Origin of the sequence: Pseudomonas frederiksbergensis (genome assembly GCF_017114915.1) — a bacterium.
Lineage (GTDB): Bacteria > Pseudomonadota > Gammaproteobacteria > Pseudomonadales > Pseudomonadaceae > Aquipseudomonas > Aquipseudomonas frederiksbergensis_I.
This window is the reverse complement of sequence record NZ_JAAUOE010000013.1, coordinates 38,931-54,648: the sequence shown is the minus strand read 5'-3', so window position 1 is coordinate 54,648 and position 15,718 is coordinate 38,931. Positions and strand designations below refer to the sequence as shown.

The 15,718-nt window shown below is 60.9% G+C and carries 16 protein-coding genes; 11 read left to right on the top strand and 5 right to left on the bottom strand.

The features are described from left to right. The first annotated feature begins 120 nt into the window (after positions 1-120). From HCU66_RS12180 to HCU66_RS12160, 5 genes are all read left to right on the top strand, one after another. Positions 121-1,476, top strand: a complete 1,356-nt coding sequence (locus tag HCU66_RS12180) for a M16 family metallopeptidase (RefSeq protein WP_205888721.1) — start codon at positions 121-123, stop codon at positions 1,474-1,476. Beyond that, positions 1,469-2,959, top strand: coding sequence for a M16 family metallopeptidase (locus HCU66_RS12175; RefSeq protein ID WP_205888720.1), 1,491 nt, complete (start codon positions 1,469-1,471; stop codon positions 2,957-2,959). Before HCU66_RS12180 ends, HCU66_RS12175 begins: the two co-directional genes overlap by 8 nt. After that, complete coding sequence (gene rsmD / locus HCU66_RS12170; RefSeq protein ID WP_205888719.1) at positions 2,959-3,576, top strand: 16S rRNA (guanine(966)-N(2))-methyltransferase RsmD; 618 nt, start codon at positions 2,959-2,961, stop codon at positions 3,574-3,576. The genes HCU66_RS12175 and rsmD overlap by 1 nt, the downstream gene beginning before the upstream one ends. 72 nt (positions 3,577-3,648) lie before the next feature. Then, a complete protein-coding gene (locus HCU66_RS12165; RefSeq protein WP_205888718.1) occupies positions 3,649-4,659 on the top strand; it encodes a hydrolase in 1,011 nt (336 codons plus the stop codon). A 3-nt stretch (positions 4,660-4,662) separates the two neighbouring features. Then, a complete protein-coding gene (locus tag HCU66_RS12160) occupies positions 4,663-5,493 on the top strand; it encodes an AraC family ligand binding domain-containing protein (RefSeq protein WP_205888717.1) in 831 nt (276 codons plus the stop codon). A 27-nt stretch (positions 5,494-5,520) separates the two neighbouring features. Here HCU66_RS12160 and HCU66_RS12155 read toward each other — a convergent pair whose 3' ends face one another. Both HCU66_RS12155 and HCU66_RS12150 read right to left on the bottom strand, forming a co-directional pair. Next, the gene (locus tag HCU66_RS12155; protein ID WP_205888716.1) at positions 5,521-6,375 is read right to left on the bottom strand and encodes a sulfurtransferase; all 855 of its coding nucleotides are present in this window, start codon (positions 6,373-6,375) and stop codon (positions 5,521-5,523) included. Between the two features lie 33 nt (positions 6,376-6,408). Continuing rightward, the gene (locus tag HCU66_RS12150; RefSeq protein ID WP_018928685.1) at positions 6,409-7,080 is read right to left on the bottom strand and encodes a TetR/AcrR family transcriptional regulator; all 672 of its coding nucleotides are present in this window, start codon (positions 7,078-7,080) and stop codon (positions 6,409-6,411) included. 146 nt (positions 7,081-7,226) lie between these two features. Between HCU66_RS12150 and HCU66_RS12145 the strand changes: the two genes are divergently transcribed. The 5 genes from HCU66_RS12145 (at position 7,227) to HCU66_RS12125 (ending at position 11,877) form a co-directional block, all read left to right on the top strand. Continuing rightward, positions 7,227-8,657: a coniferyl aldehyde dehydrogenase gene (locus HCU66_RS12145; RefSeq protein ID WP_205888715.1), complete on the top strand. Its 1,431-nt coding sequence runs from the start codon at positions 7,227-7,229 to the stop codon at positions 8,655-8,657. A gap of 28 nt (positions 8,658-8,685) precedes the next feature. Further along, entirely contained in the window at positions 8,686-9,231 is a 546-nt protein-coding gene (locus HCU66_RS12140; protein ID WP_205888714.1) for a twin-arginine translocation pathway signal protein, read from the top strand. 53 nt (positions 9,232-9,284) lie between these two features. After that, complete coding sequence (locus tag HCU66_RS12135) at positions 9,285-10,880, top strand: GMC family oxidoreductase (protein ID WP_205888713.1); 1,596 nt, start codon at positions 9,285-9,287, stop codon at positions 10,878-10,880. A 115-nt stretch (positions 10,881-10,995) separates the two neighbouring features. Further along, positions 10,996-11,475: a pantetheine-phosphate adenylyltransferase gene (coaD, locus tag HCU66_RS12130; RefSeq protein ID WP_008019993.1), complete on the top strand. Its 480-nt coding sequence runs from the start codon at positions 10,996-10,998 to the stop codon at positions 11,473-11,475. Between the two features lie 150 nt (positions 11,476-11,625). Beyond that, a complete protein-coding gene (locus tag HCU66_RS12125; RefSeq protein WP_003195146.1) occupies positions 11,626-11,877 on the top strand; it encodes a YfhL family 4Fe-4S dicluster ferredoxin in 252 nt (83 codons plus the stop codon). A 118-nt stretch (positions 11,878-11,995) separates the two neighbouring features. Here the strand turns inward: HCU66_RS12125 and HCU66_RS12120 are convergent, their stop codons facing one another. Genes HCU66_RS12120 through HCU66_RS12110 form a run of 3 tightly spaced genes read right to left on the bottom strand, consistent with a single transcriptional unit; the run spans position 11,996 to position 14,028 of the window. After that, positions 11,996-12,319 carry a multidrug transporter gene (locus HCU66_RS12120; RefSeq protein ID WP_205888712.1) on the bottom strand — a complete coding sequence of 108 codons (324 nt, stop codon included), beginning with the start codon at positions 12,317-12,319 and terminating at the stop codon, positions 11,996-11,998. A gap of 54 nt (positions 12,320-12,373) precedes the next feature. Further along, a complete protein-coding gene (gene mutM / locus HCU66_RS12115) occupies positions 12,374-13,186 on the bottom strand; it encodes a bifunctional DNA-formamidopyrimidine glycosylase/DNA-(apurinic or apyrimidinic site) lyase (RefSeq protein ID WP_205888711.1) in 813 nt (270 codons plus the stop codon). A gap of 29 nt (positions 13,187-13,215) precedes the next feature. Beyond that, positions 13,216-14,028, bottom strand: coding sequence for an HDOD domain-containing protein (locus tag HCU66_RS12110; RefSeq protein ID WP_205888786.1), 813 nt, complete (start codon positions 14,026-14,028; stop codon positions 13,216-13,218). Between the two features lie 207 nt (positions 14,029-14,235). On the opposite strand from HCU66_RS12110, the gene HCU66_RS12105 reads away from it, so the two are divergent. Next, complete coding sequence (locus HCU66_RS12105; protein WP_205888710.1) at positions 14,236-15,432, top strand: class I SAM-dependent rRNA methyltransferase; 1,197 nt, start codon at positions 14,236-14,238, stop codon at positions 15,430-15,432. Positions 15,433-15,718: the final 286 nt, after the last annotated feature.

Sequence of the window (15,718 nt, the reverse complement as noted above, 5' to 3'; positions counted from 1 at the left end):
AGCCTGATCAAACACAAAGGCCTGATAGGCGTGGCCGCCGCTAAAACGGATCAGTATCCTAGCACCCTCTCGCCCGCCGACGCTAAGACCAAGCGGGCAGCCCAACAGGTTTAAAAACGAATGAATGCTCTAGCCCGCCGCGCTGCAGGCCTGCTGCTCAGCACAGTTTGTCTGCCCCTCTCGGCCCTGGCTGCCGATCCACAACCGACCCACGAATTCACCTTGGACAACGGTCTGAAGGTCGTCGTGCGCGAAGACCATCGTGCGCCGGTCGTCGTTTCCCAGGTCTGGTACAAGGTCGGCTCCAGCTACGAGACCCCGGGCCAGACCGGGCTGTCCCACGCGCTGGAACACATGATGTTCAAGGGCAGCGAGAAAGTCGGCCCCGGCGAAGCCTCACTGATCCTGCGCGACCTCGGTGCAGAAGAGAACGCCTTTACCAGCGACGACTTCACCGCGTATTACCAGGTGCTGGCCCGCGACCGTCTGGGCGTGGCCTTTGAACTGGAAGCCGACCGCATGGCCAACCTGCGCCTGCCGGTCGACGAGTTCACCCGCGAGATCGAGGTGATCAAAGAAGAACGTCGCCTGCGCACCGACGACAAGCCGATGTCCAAGGCTTACGAGCGTTTCATGGCCATGGCTTACCCCGCCAGCGGCTACCACACGCCGACCATCGGCTGGATGGCGGACCTCGACCGCATGAAGGTCGAAGAGCTGCGCCACTGGTATCAGTCCTGGTATGTGCCGAACAACGCCACGCTGGTGGTGGTCGGTGACGTGACCCCGGACGAAGTCAAAACCCTGGCCCAGCGTTATTTCGGCCCGATCGCCAAGCGCGATGTGCCACCGGCGAAAATTCCGCTGGAACTGGCCGAACCTGGCGAACGCAAGATCACCCTGCATGTGCAAACCCAATTGCCGAGCCTGATGCTGGCCTTCAACGTGCCGAGCATCGCCACCGCCGCAGACAAACGCTCGGTGAACGCCCTGCGCTTGATTTCGGCCTTGCTCGACGGCGGCTACAGCGGCCGCATCCCGACGCAACTGGAGCGCGGCGAAGAGCTGGTGTCTGGCGGCTCATCGAGCTACGACGCCTACACCCGTGGCGACAGTCTGTTCACGTTATCGGCCACGCCGAACACCCAGAAGAAGAAAACCATGGCCCAAGCTGAAGCCGGTCTGTGGAAACTGCTCGAACAGCTGAAAACCACCGCGCCGTCCACTGAAGAGCTGGAGCGCGTGCGAGCACAGGTCATTGCAGGTCTGGTCTTTGAGCGTGACTCGATCACCAGCCAGGCCACCGCCATCGGCCAACTGGAAACCGTCGGCCTGTCCTGGAAACTGATGGACACCGAACTCGCCGACCTGGAAAGCGTGACCCCTCAAGACATCCAGAAAGCCGCCACGCTGTATTTCACCCGCGCACGTCTGAGCGTCGCCCATGTATTGCCACAGGAGACGACCCATGAGTAAGCGCAAAACATCGCGTCTGGCCCTGATCGGCCTGATCGCCGCCGCACTGATCGGGTCTGCCGCCTTCTATTTGTCAAAACCCGACGAGTCCAACGCCAGCGAAGCTCTCGACAAGGCCAAGGCCAGCCAGAAACTGCAATCGCTGGCGGAACTCGACGGCAAGGCCCCAGGTCATCGCTCGCTGAACGTGCAGACGTGGAACACCGCCGAAGGCGCCAAGGTACTGTTCGTCGAAGCCCGCGAGCTGCCGATGTTCGACCTGCGCCTGATCTTCGCCGCCGGCAGCAGTCAGGACGGCAATGCACCCGGCCTGGCACTGCTGACCAACGCCATGCTCAACGAAGGGGTGGCCGGCAAGGATGTCGGCGCCATCGCTCAGGGCTTCGAAGGATTGGGCGCCGACTTCAGTAACGGCGCGTACAAAGACATGGCGCTTACCTCCTTGCGCAGCCTGAGTGCCGTGGACAAACGCGAGCCGGCGTTGAAGCTGTTCGCTGAAGTCGTCGGCAAGCCGACCTTCCCCGCCGACTCGTTCGCGCGCATCAAGAATCAGATGCTGGCCGGCTTCGAATATCAGAAACAGAACCCCGGCAAACTCGCCAGCATCGAGCTGATGAATCGCTTGTACGGCGATCACCCCTACGCGCATGCAAGCGACGGCACGGCGAAGAGCATTCCACCCATCACCCTGGCGCAGTTGCGGGCCTTCCATCAGAAAGCCTACGCCGCCGGCAACGTGGTGATTGCGCTGGTGGGCGACCTGTCGCGCACCGAAGCCGAGGCGGTTGCCGCACAGGTGTCCGCCGACCTGCCCAAAGGCCCGGCCCTGGCGAAAGTCGAACAGCCGACCGACCCCAAGCCCGGCATCGGTCATATCGAGTTTCCGTCCAAACAGACCAACCTGATGATCGCGCAACTGGGCATCGACCGTGACGACCCGGATTACGCGGCGCTGTCCATGGGCAATCAGATTCTCGGCGGCGGAGGCTTCGGCACCCGGCTGATGAGCGAAGTGCGCGAGAAGCGTGGCCTGGCTTACGGCGTGTATTCAGGGTTCAGCCCGATGCAGGCTCGCGGCCCGTTCATGATCAATCTGCAAACCCGCGCCGAAATGAGCGAAGGCACCCTGAAACTGGTGCAGGATGTGCTCGCCGACTACCTTAAGACCGGCCCCACCGAGAAAGAACTCGACGATGCCAAGCGCGAACTGGCCGGCAGCTTTCCGCTGTCCACTGCCAGCAACGCCGACATCGTCGGTCAGCTCGGCGCCATGGGTTTCTACAACTTGCCGTTGAGCTACCTGGAAGACTTCATGCAGCAGTCCCAGAACCTGACCGTCGAGCAAGTCAAAGCCGCTCTGAACAAACACCTGAGCACGGACAAACTGGTCATCGTCAGCGCTGGCCCGACCGTGCCACAAAAGCCGTTACCGGCCCCTACTGACAAACCCGCCGAGCAACCGCTCGGGGTTCCGGAGCATTAATGGCCAATCCATCGCGCCCTAAAAAACCTGTCCACAACGTGCATAACGGTGTGAACCAACTGCGCATCATCGGCGGCGAATGGCGCAGCCGAAAGCTGAGCTTCCCTGATGCTCCGGGCCTGCGCCCGACTCCGGACCGGGTGCGTGAAACCCTGTTCAACTGGCTCGCGCCTTACGTTGCCGGGGCCAAGGTGCTCGATCCGTTCGCCGGCAGCGGCGCGCTGTTTCTGGAAGCCCTGTCCCGTGGCGCTGCCATGGGTCAGGCGCTGGACGCCAGCAACATCGCGGTGTCCAGCCTGAAAGAACATCTGGGCACCCTGCGCTGCACCAACGGTCAGGTACAGACTGCCGACGCCTTGCGCTATCTGGAAACCCAACCGGCCACGGCGTTCGACCTGGTATTCCTCGACCCGCCGTTCAATCAGAACCTGTTGCCAGTCGTTTGCACTCTGCTCGAGGAGCGTCATTGGCTAGCCGACGATGCGTGGGTCTACACTGAAAGCGAAACAGCACCGTCGATACTTGGCTTGCCGGGAAACTGGCGCCTGCATCGGGAGCAGAAATCCGGACGGGTGTATTACGCGTTGTGGCAACGTATGGCAGGGATCGCCGGCTAGTCCGGCCTGAGAAAACGGTGCGAAGCTCCGTCAGCTAACGCTGCGGGACGCACCGCAGCATCGAGAGCAATCGTGTCCCATCTGCCAGAACGTTTCACCCCCGCCTTCACGCCCGCTTACGGTCTGGGCAATCCGCACTTACAAACCTTGTGGGGACCGCTATGGCGCAAAACCACACATATCGAGCGTGAGCGCGAGCGATTGTGGCTTGAAGATGGCGATTTCCTTGACCTGGACTGGCACGGCCCCCACAGCGCGAATGCGCCGTTGGTGCTGGTATTGCACGGCCTGACCGGCTCGTCGAATTCGCCTTACGTGGCCGGCATGCAGAAGGCGCTGAGCACCCATGGCTGGGCCAGCGTCGCGCTGAACTGGCGAGGTTGCTCCGGCGAGCCCAATCTGTTACCGCGCAGTTACCATTCCGGCGCCAGTGAAGATTTGGCGGAAACCATCAAACACCTGCGCACCCAACGCCCTCTCGCGCCGCTGTATGCGGTCGGTTATTCCATGGGCGGTAATGTGTTGCTCAAGCATTTGGGCGAAACCGGCAGCAACAGCGGGGTGCTAGGCGCCGTGGCAGTGTCGGTGCCCTTTCGCCTCGATCACTGCGCCGATCGCATCAGCCAGGGTTTCTCCAAATTCTATCAAGCGCATTTCATGCGCGAGATGGTCGCCTACATCAAAAACAAGCAGCGCAAGTTCCAGCATGACGGGCATGAGGATGGCCTGGCGGCGTTGGCGGCGCTGGGCTCGCTGGAGAATTTGCGCACCTTCTGGGACTTCGATGGCCGGGTCACCGCCCCATTGAATGGTTTCGCCGATGCCGCGGATTACTATCGCCGCGCTTCGAGTCGTTATTTCCTAGGAGAGATTCGCACCCCGACCCTGATTATCCAGGCAGCTGACGACCCGTTTGTGTTTGCGCACAGCCTGCCGCAAGCCGACGAATTGTCCACCAGCACTCAATTCGAGTTGCAGGCCAAGGGCGGGCATGTCGGCTTCGTCGAGGGTTCGTTCAGGCAACCGGGTTACTACCTGGAACGGCGCATTCCCCAATGGCTGGCCACCACGGGGCGCAAGTAAACCGTGGACCTGGATCAGGGCGAGTCGATCCACTTCTGGCAAACGGCGCCGCTGGCCGGGGTCGAGTTATTGTCCGCGCGTTACATCGAACATCGCTTCGCCCCCCATGTGCATGACGGCTATGTGATCGGCATGATCATGGCCGGCGCCCAGCGTTATCGCTATCGCGGCGCCGAACACCTGGCAGGCAGCGGTACGCTGGTGCTGATCAACCCGGACGAATTGCACACCGGCCACAAAGGTTCGGAAGACGGTTGGTTGTACCGGGCATTTTATCCCGACACGGGTCAGATTCTTTCGCTGCTGGACGAGCTAGAACTGCCGAGCGACACCCTGCCGGCGTTTGGCGCCACGTTGTATCGCGACCCGGATCTGGTGAGAGGGTTCTGCCAACTGCATCGGCTGTTGGAAAGTCCGTCCACGGCGCTGCAGCAGCAAACGGTCTGGCGGGAAATGATGCTGTCGTTGTTGCAACGCCACGCCGCCGTCCCGATCGCCGGCAAGCCCGGCAACGAACACCGGGCGGTGACCCTGGCCAAGGAACGGCTGCAATCCCAATTGGCGGCGCCCCCCTCGCTGGAGGAACTGGCGGCGACGGTGAACCTGTCCCCCTTCCACTTCTCCCGGGTGTTCCGCCGCGCCACCGGCATGCCGCCGCACGCCTGGTTGATGCAACAGCGCATCGCTCGGGCACGGGCACTGTTACAGAGCGGCTGCCTGCCGCTGGAAGTGGCGACACAACTGGGTTTTGCCGACCAGAGCCATCTGAGTCGGCAATTCAAGCAGGTTTACGGCGTAGGACCGGGGGCGTATCGCAGTGCGCGGCTGGAATAACCGCGTGCCGCTAAAAGATCGCAGCCTTCATTCGCCGATGGCGACGCCGCGCGCGGGATCGTTGATCCACTCGCTCCATGACCCGGCATACAACGACCCCAACGGATAACCCGCCAGGCACAGGGCGAACAGGTTGTGGCAGGCCGTCACACCAGATCCGCAATAGGCGACCAGTTCGGTCGGCGAACGGCTACCGAGCTTCGCGGCAAACCGCTGCTTGAGCTGATCGGCCGGCAGGAAACGCCCGTCGCTGCCCAGGTTGTCGGTGAACGCGGCACATTGGGCGCCGGGGATGTGCCCGGCAATCGGGTCGATCGGCTCCATTTCGCCCTTGAAGCGCGGCAAGGCGCGGGCATCGAGCAAGGTCAACGCGGGCTGGCCGAGACGCCGCTGGAGCTGTTTGGCGCTGAGCACCAGCGAAGCATCCGGCGTCCCGGTGAAGGTGCCACGGGTGATCGACGGCGGATCAAGACTCAGGGGCAATCCGGTGGCGTGCCAGGCTTTCAGCCCACCATCGAGAATGAACACGCCGTCACGCTTGCCCAGCCAGGCCAGCAACCACCAGGCTCGCGCCGCGTAGGCGCCGGGGCCGTCATCGTACAAAACCACTTCGCTGTCGGCATTGATGCCCCAGGCTTGCAGACGTTCGATCAAATCGGCGGGTTCAGGCAACGGATGCCGCCCGGTAACCCCCTTGACCACTGGCCCGCTCAAATCACGCTCGAGATCGGCAAAGCTCGACCCGGCAATATGCCCTTGGGCATAGCTGCGCTGACCATAATCCGGGTCTTCGAGGGCAAAACGGCAATCCAGAATCACCAGCCCCGGCGTCTCCTTTTTCAGGTCCAACGCTTGCGGGCTGATCAGTTGCGCAATGGGCATAACGGGCTCCTGTGATGTTGTCGGTCTTGAATCCTAATGCACTTCTTCCAGGGCCTGGGCCAACGGCACGTAAAACTCGTCGAACAACGCGTTCACCGCATCGCGCGATTGATCGGTGACGAACCCGGCCTCCAGCACCAGCACCTGATACACGCCTCGTTTAATGGCCTGTTCGCTCAGGTGGTTCGAGTTTTCCCGCGTGGTGCACAGAAAACGCACCCAGGACGTGAGGATGATCCAGGCGTTGAGGGTCAGGGATTCGATCTGAACCTTATCCATGTTCAGGATGCCCGCCGCGACGAACCCTTCGTAAATCGCGGTGCCCTGGATCAGGCAGCGCTGGGAAAAGCGCCGGTAACGGGCGGCAAGCTCTGGATCGCTGTCGAGCAAGTGCTCGAGGTCGCGATGCAAAAACCGGTAGCGCCACATGGCAGCGAGCAATTCCTTGAGGTAGAAGCGCTTGTCTTCGACCGTTGCGGCCCTACCTTGGGGCGGGCGCAGAAAGCTGTCCACCAGGCTTTCGTACTCACTGAACAACACAGCGATGATCGCCTGCTTGTTGGGGAAGTGGTAGTACAGATTGCCCGGAGAAATCTCCATGTGGGCAGCAATGTGGTTGGTGCTGATGCTGCGCTCGCCCTGCTGATTGAACAGCTCCAGGCTGTTCTGCACGATGCGCTCGCTGGTTTTGATCCGAGGGGCCATGGCTTGAGCTTTAATTCAGAGTGCGATGAGGGGCATCTTACGACCTATCCGTGGGTGGATAAAACAAAGCTGCGTCAGGATGTCATTTGACTTTTTAGAGCATCGACTCTAAAAAGTCCCTCATTACAATAAATCCGGAGCCGACCATGCCTGCTGACATTGCCTACCTGAAGAACCTGCAGCAGCCTCTGGACGAGCTCCAAACCCTGTTCGATGCTCAACGCGCGGCGTATGCAGCCAACCCGATGCCGCCCGCGGCTCAACGCCAGCAATGGCTCAAGGTGTTGCGGGATATGCTGAGCAATGAGCGCCAAGCCCTGATCGACGCCATCGGCCAGGACTTCAGCCACCGCAGCGCCGATGAAACCCTGCTCGCCGAATTGATGCCCAGCCTGCACGGCATTCACTACGCCAGCCAGCACCTCAAAGGCTGGATGAAAGCCTCACGACGCAAAGTCGGAATCGCCTTTCAGCCGGCGTCGGCCAAAGTCGTTTATCAGCCATTGGGCGTGGTCGGGGTGATCGTGCCGTGGAACTACCCGTTATATCTGGCCATCGGCCCGCTGGTGGGGGCCTTGTCGGCGGGCAACCGGGTGATGCTCAAACTCAGCGAATCCACACCCGCCACCGGTTTGCTGCTCAAGGAGTTGCTGGGGCGGATATTCCCACAGGACCTGGTTTGCGTGGTGCTGGGCGAAGCCGATATCGGCGTGGCGTTCTCCCGGCTGCGTTTCGATCACTTACTGTTCACTGGCGCTACCAGCATCGGCAAACACGTGATGCGCGCCGCCGCCGAGAACCTGACCCCGGTGACCCTCGAACTGGGCGGCAAGTCCCCGGCCATTGTGTCCCGCGATGTACCGCTCAAGGACGCCGCCGAACGCATCGCTTTCGGCAAGACCCTCAACGCCGGGCAAACCTGTGTCGCCCCGGACTACGCGCTGGTACCGGAAGACCGCATCGGCTCTTTCGTCGAAGCCTATCGCAAGGCCGTTCGCGGGTTTTATCCGACCCTGGCCGACAATCCGGACTACACAGCCATCATCAATGACCGACAACTGGCGCGGCTCAACGGCTACCTCAGCGACGCTACCAGCAAGGGTGCGCTGCTGATTCCGCTGTTCGATCAGGGCCAGGGCCGGCGCATGGGTCATAGCCTGCTGCTCAACGTCAACGATGACATGACGGTGATGCAGGACGAAATCTTCGGCCCGGTATTGCCGATTGTGCCGTACAAGGACCTCGATGAAGCGTTTGCCTACATCAACCGACGGCCTCGTCCGCTGGCGCTGTATTACTTCGGCTACGACAAGCGCGAGCAACACCGCGTTCTCCACGAAACCCATTCCGGCGGCGTCTGCCTCAATGACACCTTGCTGCACGTTGCCCAGGACGACATGCCATTCGGCGGCATCGGTGCCTCGGGCATGGGCCACTACCACGGTCACGAGGGTTTCCTGACCTTCAGCAAGGCCAAGGGCGTGCTGATCAAACAACGCTTCAACGCGGCGAGACTGATCTACCCGCCATATGGCAAATCCATTCAGAAATTGATCCAGAAGCTGTTTATCCGCTAACGATCGTCACCGCCGGGTAATAACAATAATGAGCCCAAGCCTGTCCGACACACCCGCGCTGTCACGGCGCGGCCTGCTGAAATTCAGCCTGGGCGCCAGCGCCTTTCTGGCCACGGCCGGATTAGGCGCGAGCCTCAGCGGATGCTCGTCGAGCTTTCCGGCCAATGGTTTCGCGATTCTGCGCAGCGGTGACTTGCTGTTTCTGCGGGCACTGATCCCGGTGATGCTCGACGGTGCCGTGGCCGTCGAGAACATGCCGGCCGCCGTCGCCGGGACCCTGCAATGCCTGGATAACGGACTCAATCACCTGTCTCCGGAAATGCTCAAGCTGACCCGCCAATTGTTCGATGTGCTGGGGGTGAGCATCACCCGCGGCCCACTGACCGGGATCTGGGGCAGCTGGGAAAACGCGAGCGACGAAGAGATCCGACACTTTCTCGACCGTTGGGAAAACAGCTCGCTGAGCTTGCTGCGCATGGGCCATAGCTCGTTGCTGCAAATGGTGATGATGGCGTGGTACAGCCGGGCAGAATCGTGGGTGCATTGCGGGTATCCGGGGCCGCCTACGGTTTGAAACCGAGTCGCCTCACCATCGCACCCAAAACATAACAACAAGAGAACCTGACGATGCCCGTACCCGATCCATTTCGCGAAGGCCTGGCCCGTGGCTGGAAAACCTATAACGGTTCGCAATTGGCCCAGGACCTGACCCTCGAAGCGGACGTGGCGATCATCGGCAGCGGCGCCGGCGGCGGGACCACCGCCGAAATCCTCAGCGCCGCCGGCTACAAGGTATTGCTGATCGAAGAAGGCCCGCTCAAGACCAGCAGCGACTTCAAGATGCTCGAAGACCAGGCCTACACCAGCCTCTATCAGGAAGGCATCGGGCGCATGAGCAAGGATGGTGCGATCACCATCCTCCAGGGCCGGGCGGTGGGCGGTACCACACTGATCAACTGGACCTCAAGCTTTCGCACCCCGGATCCGACGCTGGAACACTGGGCCAAAGAGCACGACGTCAAAGGCCACACGCCGGCCGAGATGGCGCCCTGGTTCGAGAAGATGGAACAACGCCTGGGCGTCGCCCCATGGAGGGTGCCGCCCAATGCCAACAACGACGTCATCCGCAAAGGCTGCGAAAAACTCGGCTACGCCTGGCATGTGATCCCGCGCAACGTGCGTGGCTGCTGGAACATCGGTTACTGCGGCATGGGCTGCCCGACCAACGCCAAGCAGTCGATGCTGGTCACGACCATTCCGGCGACCCTGGAAAAAGGTGGCGAGCTGCTCTATCTGGCCCGCGCCGAAAGACTGTCGATCAAGGACGACAAGGTCACAGGCCTGCACTGTGTGGCGATGGACGAGCGTTGCGTGGCGCCCACCGGACGCACGATTACGGTCAAGGCCCGGCATTACGTGCTGGCCGGCGGTGGGATCAACAGCCCGGCGCTGCTGTTGCGTTCCGAGGCGCCGGATCCCCACGAACGGTTGGGTAAACGGACCTTTCTGCACTTGGTGAACATGTCCGCCGGGCTGTTCGACGAGGTGATCAACCCGTTCTACGGCGCGCCGCAGTCGATTTATTCCGACCATTTCCAGTGGCAGGACGGCGCCACCGGCAAGATGTCCTACAAACTGGAGGTTCCACCCCTGCACCCGGCGCTGGCCAGCACCTTGCTCGGCGGCTTCGGCACGGAAAACGCCCGACACATGGAAAACCTGCCGCATACCCACGCCATGCTGGCGTTGCTGCGGGACGGTTTTCACCCGGACAGCCCCGGTGGTAGCGTCGAATTGCGCGGTGATGGCACCCCGGTGCTCAATTATCAGGTTTCACCGTACGCTTGGGATGGGTTGCGCCGGGCGTTCCATAGCATGGCCGAGATCCAGTTCGCCGGTGGCGCCAACGCCGTGATGCCGATGCATGCCGACGCTCATTACGTAAAAACCCTCGCCGAAGCTCGCACACTGATTGATGGCCTGAGCCTTGAGTTGTATCGCACGCGCCTGGGCAGCGCCCATGTGATGGGCGGTTGCACCATGGGTGAAGACCCGAAAAACGCCGTAACCGACAGCCTCGGCCGCCATCACCAACTGCACAATCTGTCGATTCACGACGGCTCGCTATTCCCCACCAGCATTGGTGCAAACCCACAATTGTCGGTCTACGGACTGACGGCACAACTGGCGACTTCACTGGCCGAGCGTTTGAAAAACCCATGAAAACGCGGAATATTCCTATCGTCTATAGTGCTTTCTTACCCAACAGGCGACTTGGCCGACCGGGAAGGCTGCGATACCATCCGACTCCCCAACGGACTCCCGCCAGGACGACGCGATGAACCGAGTGTTGTACCCAGGTACCTTCGACCCTATTACCAAGGGCCATGGCGATCTGGTCGAACGCGCCTCGCGCCTGTTCGATCATGTGATCATCGCCGTCGCCGCCAGCCCGAAGAAAAACCCGCTGTTTCCCCTGGAACAACGTGTGGAGCTGGCCCGCGAGGTCACCAAGCATTTGCCGAACGTTGAAGTCGTCGGCTTCTCGACGCTGCTTGCGCATTTCGCCAAAGAGCAGAACGCCAACGTGTTCCTGCGTGGTTTGCGCGCAGTGTCGGACTTTGAATACGAATTCCAGCTGGCCAACATGAACCGCCAACTGGCACCGGATGTGGAAAGCCTGTTTCTTACCCCGTCCGAGCGTTATTCGTTCATTTCCTCGACGCTGGTCCGTGAAATCGCAGCCCTGGGCGGCGATATCACCAAATTCGTCCACCCGGTGGTGGCCGACGCCCTGACCCTTCGATTTAAGAAGTAAACTGGAGAAGCCGGCTTGCTGGCGATCAATGCAACGCAGTGCATCTGATACACCGCCTTCGCCAGCAAGCTGGCTCCTACAGCGCCAATGCGGCACAATTATGCGCATTGGTTTATTGCGCCAGGGCCTGCCGCCCCGGCTGGAGTTAGCATGTCCCTGATCATCACCGACGATTGCATCAACTGCGACGTCTGCGAACCTGAGTGCCCGAACGCCGCCATCTCCCAGGGCGAAGAGATCTACGTGATCGACCCGAACCTGTGCACGCAATGTGTCGGCCACTACGACGAACCGCAGTGCCAGCAGGTCTGCCCGGTGGATTGCATCCCACTGGACGAGGCCCATCCGGAGACGGAAGAACAGTTGATGGAGAAATACCGGAAGATTACCGGCAAGGCTTGAGGGCCTGAAAAGATCGTCCGAACGCGGTCCGAACCTTGGGCAGCTCCTACAGATTATTTCGATTCCCTGTAGGAGCTGCCGAAGGTTCGGGCCGCGTTCGGACGATCTTTTTTATGCCTCACTCCCGCTGCTCAAACCCTTCCCCGATACACCCCAGACACCGCACAAATGCCGCTTTCGCCGGGTCGACCACCAGCGCCTGCCCTGCATCGCCAATACCGCCACCCAGCGCGGTGAACGGCAACGACACCACAAACGCCCCGGCACCGATCACCGTCGCCGCCACCAGCAACGGTCGGGCAATCAACAGATCGCCCAGCATGGCGTAGGCCGGTGGGTTCTGGATGGTGTAACGCGGGTCGCCGCTGCCGTTCTCAGTTGCCAGCGCGGGCGCACCGACGCTCAGCAGCAGCGTGACGACCAGGGTTCGAAACAGATTCATGGCACGGTCCTTCGGCTTGGCAGTGAGAACACTGACTATAGACCGTAGTCGATATCACCTCTGACAGCGCGGACAAAAGACGCTGGCGCGCTGCCCCAGTTTGACTTCCCGCAGCCCCGTGCCACAGACCTTACAGTGCTCACCGCCACGGCCGTACACGAACAGCTCCTGCTGGAAGTAACCCGGCTGACCGTCGCCGCCGATAAAGTCCCGCAACGTGGTGCCCCCGCGCTCGATGGCGAGGGCCAGAATGCGCTTGATCTCGATCGCCAGCTTCAAATAGCGCGCCCGGGAAATGCTTTTGGCTTCACGACGCGGGTCGATGCCGGCAGCAAACAGCGCTTCGGTCGCGTAGATATTGCCGACGCCGACCACCACCGCGTTATCCATGATGAACGGCTTGACCGCCATGGACCGCCCACGGGACAGCTGGAACAGACGCTCGCCGTCGAACAGATCGGTCAACGGCTCCGGCCCCAGGCGTACCAGCAGTTCGTGGTGCAGCGGGTCGAGACTCCAAAGCATCGCCCCGAACCGGCGCGGGTCGGTGTAACGCAGGGCCAGGCCCGATTCCAGCTCGATGTCGACATGCTCATGCTTGGCCGCCGGCAAGCCGGCTTCCACCAGCCGCAGATTCCCCGACATGCCCAAATGGCTGATCAACGTGCCGACTTCGGCATTGATCAGCAGGTATTTGGCCCGCCGCTCCACCAGCACGATGCGCTGGCCGGACAGCCGCACATCCAGGTCTTCGGGAATCGGCCAGCGCAGACGGCGCTCACGCACGATCACCCGACTGACGCGCTGGCCTTCCAGGTGCGGTGCAATCCCGCGACGGGTGGTTTCGACTTCCGGCAGTTCAGGCATGGGGCTCTCGAATCAGGCGAGTTCGACACTCAACGCGTGGCGAGGTCGCGAATCTCTTGTTTCTGGGTTTCGAAATCGTATTCCGACAAACCGATGTAATCGAGCACCAGATGCCCGACAGTGTTCCATTCGTTGTCTTCGGACTGGTTGCCCAGCACCCGATAGGAGGCGCAAATGTGCTCGGCCATCTTCAGGATTGCCAGCAGATTTTTCAGCGGCGTATTGCGGCACGATTCATCGCTGAAAATGGCCAGGGCATTGTGATGGTTGGCAATGGCCTGGGTGACGTGTTCCGGCAGGCGCCAGGACTTGGCGGTGTAATACCCGACTACGGCGTGGTTGGTGTTGTACTGCTTGTTCTCGGTGTCCACCACACGGCATTCAGCGCTGGCGTTGGCATAGGCCTGTTCCAGCACTTTCATGTAGTCGGGGAATTTCTTGAGCATCAACGGGATGCCGCAATCGTGGAACAGCCCCAGCGCATAGGCTTCGTCGCCAGCCTGGACACCGACGCGCTTGGCCAGAGTCAAGCATGTCATCGCCACGTCCTGCGCCGTGTCCCAGAAACGGTTGAGGGTGACGATGGCGTCATCGTTCAACTCGCCCTTGATCGACTGTGCGTTAATCAGGTTGATGATCGAGCGACTGCCCAACAGGTTCACTGCCCGCTGGATCGCGGTGATCTTGTTGCTCAAGCCGTAATACGGCGAGTTGACGATTTTCAGCAAGGCCCCGGAAAGGCCTGGATCCTGGGAGATCAGCTTGGCGATCACTTCCAGGTCCGGATCGGGCATGTACTGCTCCATCTGCAGATCCACCATGATCTGCGGCTGGGGCGGCACGCTGATACCTTGCAGGGATTGCTGGATCTGTTCGCTCGTCAGCTCTTGGGACATAAGTACGCACTCCGGGTCAGGCGGGGATTCTAACCCTTAAAAAGATCGATCCGACACACAATCAAGACCTACCTTCATCTGCGTTTCATCGACCGCCAAACCCGCCACTTCCTCAACGCGTTATACTCCCGCTCTTTTTTCCGGAGCGACGTCATGTCCCTGCCTAGCCTGCGCCTCAAAGCCAACGCCGACCGACGCCTGCGCAACGGTCACCTGTGGGTCTACAGCAACGAAATCGATGTAGCGGCGACTCCTTTGCACGGTTTCAAAGCCGGCGACCAGGCGATCCTCGAAGCCGCCGGTGGCAAGCCGCTGGGCATTGTTGCCATGAGCCCGAACAACCTGATCTGCGCCCGCCTGCTGTCGCGCGACATCAAGTTGCCGCTGGACAAGTCGCTGCTGGTGCATCGCCTGAACGTCGCCCTGTCCCTGCGCGAGCGCCTGTTCGACAAGCCGTTCTATCGCCTGGTCTACGGCGACTCCGACCTGCTGCCAGGCCTTGTGGTCGACCGGTTCGGCGACATTCTGGTGGTGCAGATCGCCTCGGCGACCATGGAAGCCCATAAAGATGACGTGATCGCGGCCCTGACCCAAGTGCTCAAGCCAAGCGGCATCCTGTTCAAGAACGACTCCGCAGCCCGTGACGCCGAAGGCCTCAACCGTTACGTAGAAACCGTGTTCGGCCTGGTGCCGGAGTGGGTGGCGCTGGAAGAGAACGGCGTGAAGTTCGAAGCGCCGGTCATTCAGGGCCAGAAAACCGGCTGGTTCTATGACCACCGCATGAACCGCGCACGTCTGGCACCTTATGCCAAAGGCAAGCGCGTACTGGACCTGTACAGTTACATCGGCGGCTGGGGCGTGCAAGCAGCCGCGTTTGGCGCCAGTGAAGTGTTCTGTGTCGATGCTTCGGCCTTCGCCCTCGATGGCGTGGAACGCAACGCCGCGCTGAACGGTTTCGCCGACAAGATGACCTGCATCGAAGGCGACGTGTTCGAAGCCCTGAAAGAGCTGAAGGCCAGCGAAGAACGCTTCGACGTGATCGTCGCCGACCCGCCTGCGTTCATCAAACGCAAGAAAGACATGAAAAACGGTGAAGGCGCCTACCGTCGCCTGAACGAGCAAGCCATGCGCCTGCTCAGCAAGGACGGTATCCTGGTCAGCGCTTCGTGCTCGATGCACCTGCCCGAAGACGATCTGCAGAACATCCTGCTGACCAGCGCCCGTCACCTGGACCGTAACATCCAGATGCTGGAACGTGGCGGTCAGGGCCCGGACCACCCGGTTCACCCGGCCATCGCCGAAACCCGCTACATCAAGAGCATCACCTGCCGTCTGCTGCCAAACAGCTGAGTACACCGGTGTGACGGGGAGCCAACAGGCTCTCCGTCAGCCGTTCTTACCTCGCAACATCGACTCTTCAACCCCAGCGTCTTACTTTTGCGGTCCTACAGACTTGCAGGACGTTTCCCTGCATCTTTTATTTTAAAGAATATAACTTACAAACTTACTCCAACCCCCAGATCGCTCCGACAAAATTACTGGAACTTTCCTACTTAATACCCCCTTGATAAGGCCCCATTACAGCCTATGATTGAGTTGTCACCTCGAAGTGACACTCACTATCAAATGACAAGGA

Excerpts from the sequence above, each read along its gene's own strand:
- HCU66_RS12180 (WP_205888721.1), top strand. The coding sequence starts at position 121 with ATGAATGCTCTAGCCCGCCGCGCTGCAGGCCTGCTGCTCAGCACAGTT.
- HCU66_RS12175 (WP_205888720.1), top strand. The coding sequence starts at position 1,469 with ATGAGTAAGCGCAAAACATCGCGTCTGGCCCTGATCGGCCTGATCGCC.
- rsmD (WP_205888719.1), top strand. The coding sequence starts at position 2,959 with ATGGCCAATCCATCGCGCCCTAAAAAACCTGTCCACAACGTGCATAAC.
- HCU66_RS12155 (WP_205888716.1), bottom strand. The coding sequence starts at position 6,375 with ATGCCCATTGCGCAACTGATCAGCCCGCAAGCGTTGGACCTGAAAAAG.
- HCU66_RS12150 (WP_018928685.1), bottom strand. The coding sequence starts at position 7,080 with ATGGCCCCTCGGATCAAAACCAGCGAGCGCATCGTGCAGAACAGCCTG.
- HCU66_RS12145 (WP_205888715.1), top strand. The coding sequence starts at position 7,227 with ATGCCTGCTGACATTGCCTACCTGAAGAACCTGCAGCAGCCTCTGGAC.
- HCU66_RS12140 (WP_205888714.1), top strand. The coding sequence starts at position 8,686 with ATGAGCCCAAGCCTGTCCGACACACCCGCGCTGTCACGGCGCGGCCTG.
- HCU66_RS12135 (WP_205888713.1), top strand. The coding sequence starts at position 9,285 with ATGCCCGTACCCGATCCATTTCGCGAAGGCCTGGCCCGTGGCTGGAAA.
- coaD (WP_008019993.1), top strand. The coding sequence starts at position 10,996 with ATGAACCGAGTGTTGTACCCAGGTACCTTCGACCCTATTACCAAGGGC.
- HCU66_RS12125 (WP_003195146.1), top strand. The coding sequence starts at position 11,626 with ATGTCCCTGATCATCACCGACGATTGCATCAACTGCGACGTCTGCGAA.
- HCU66_RS12120 (WP_205888712.1), bottom strand. The coding sequence starts at position 12,319 with ATGAATCTGTTTCGAACCCTGGTCGTCACGCTGCTGCTGAGCGTCGGT.
- mutM (WP_205888711.1), bottom strand. The coding sequence starts at position 13,186 with ATGCCTGAACTGCCGGAAGTCGAAACCACCCGTCGCGGGATTGCACCG.
- HCU66_RS12105 (WP_205888710.1), top strand. The coding sequence starts at position 14,236 with ATGTCCCTGCCTAGCCTGCGCCTCAAAGCCAACGCCGACCGACGCCTG.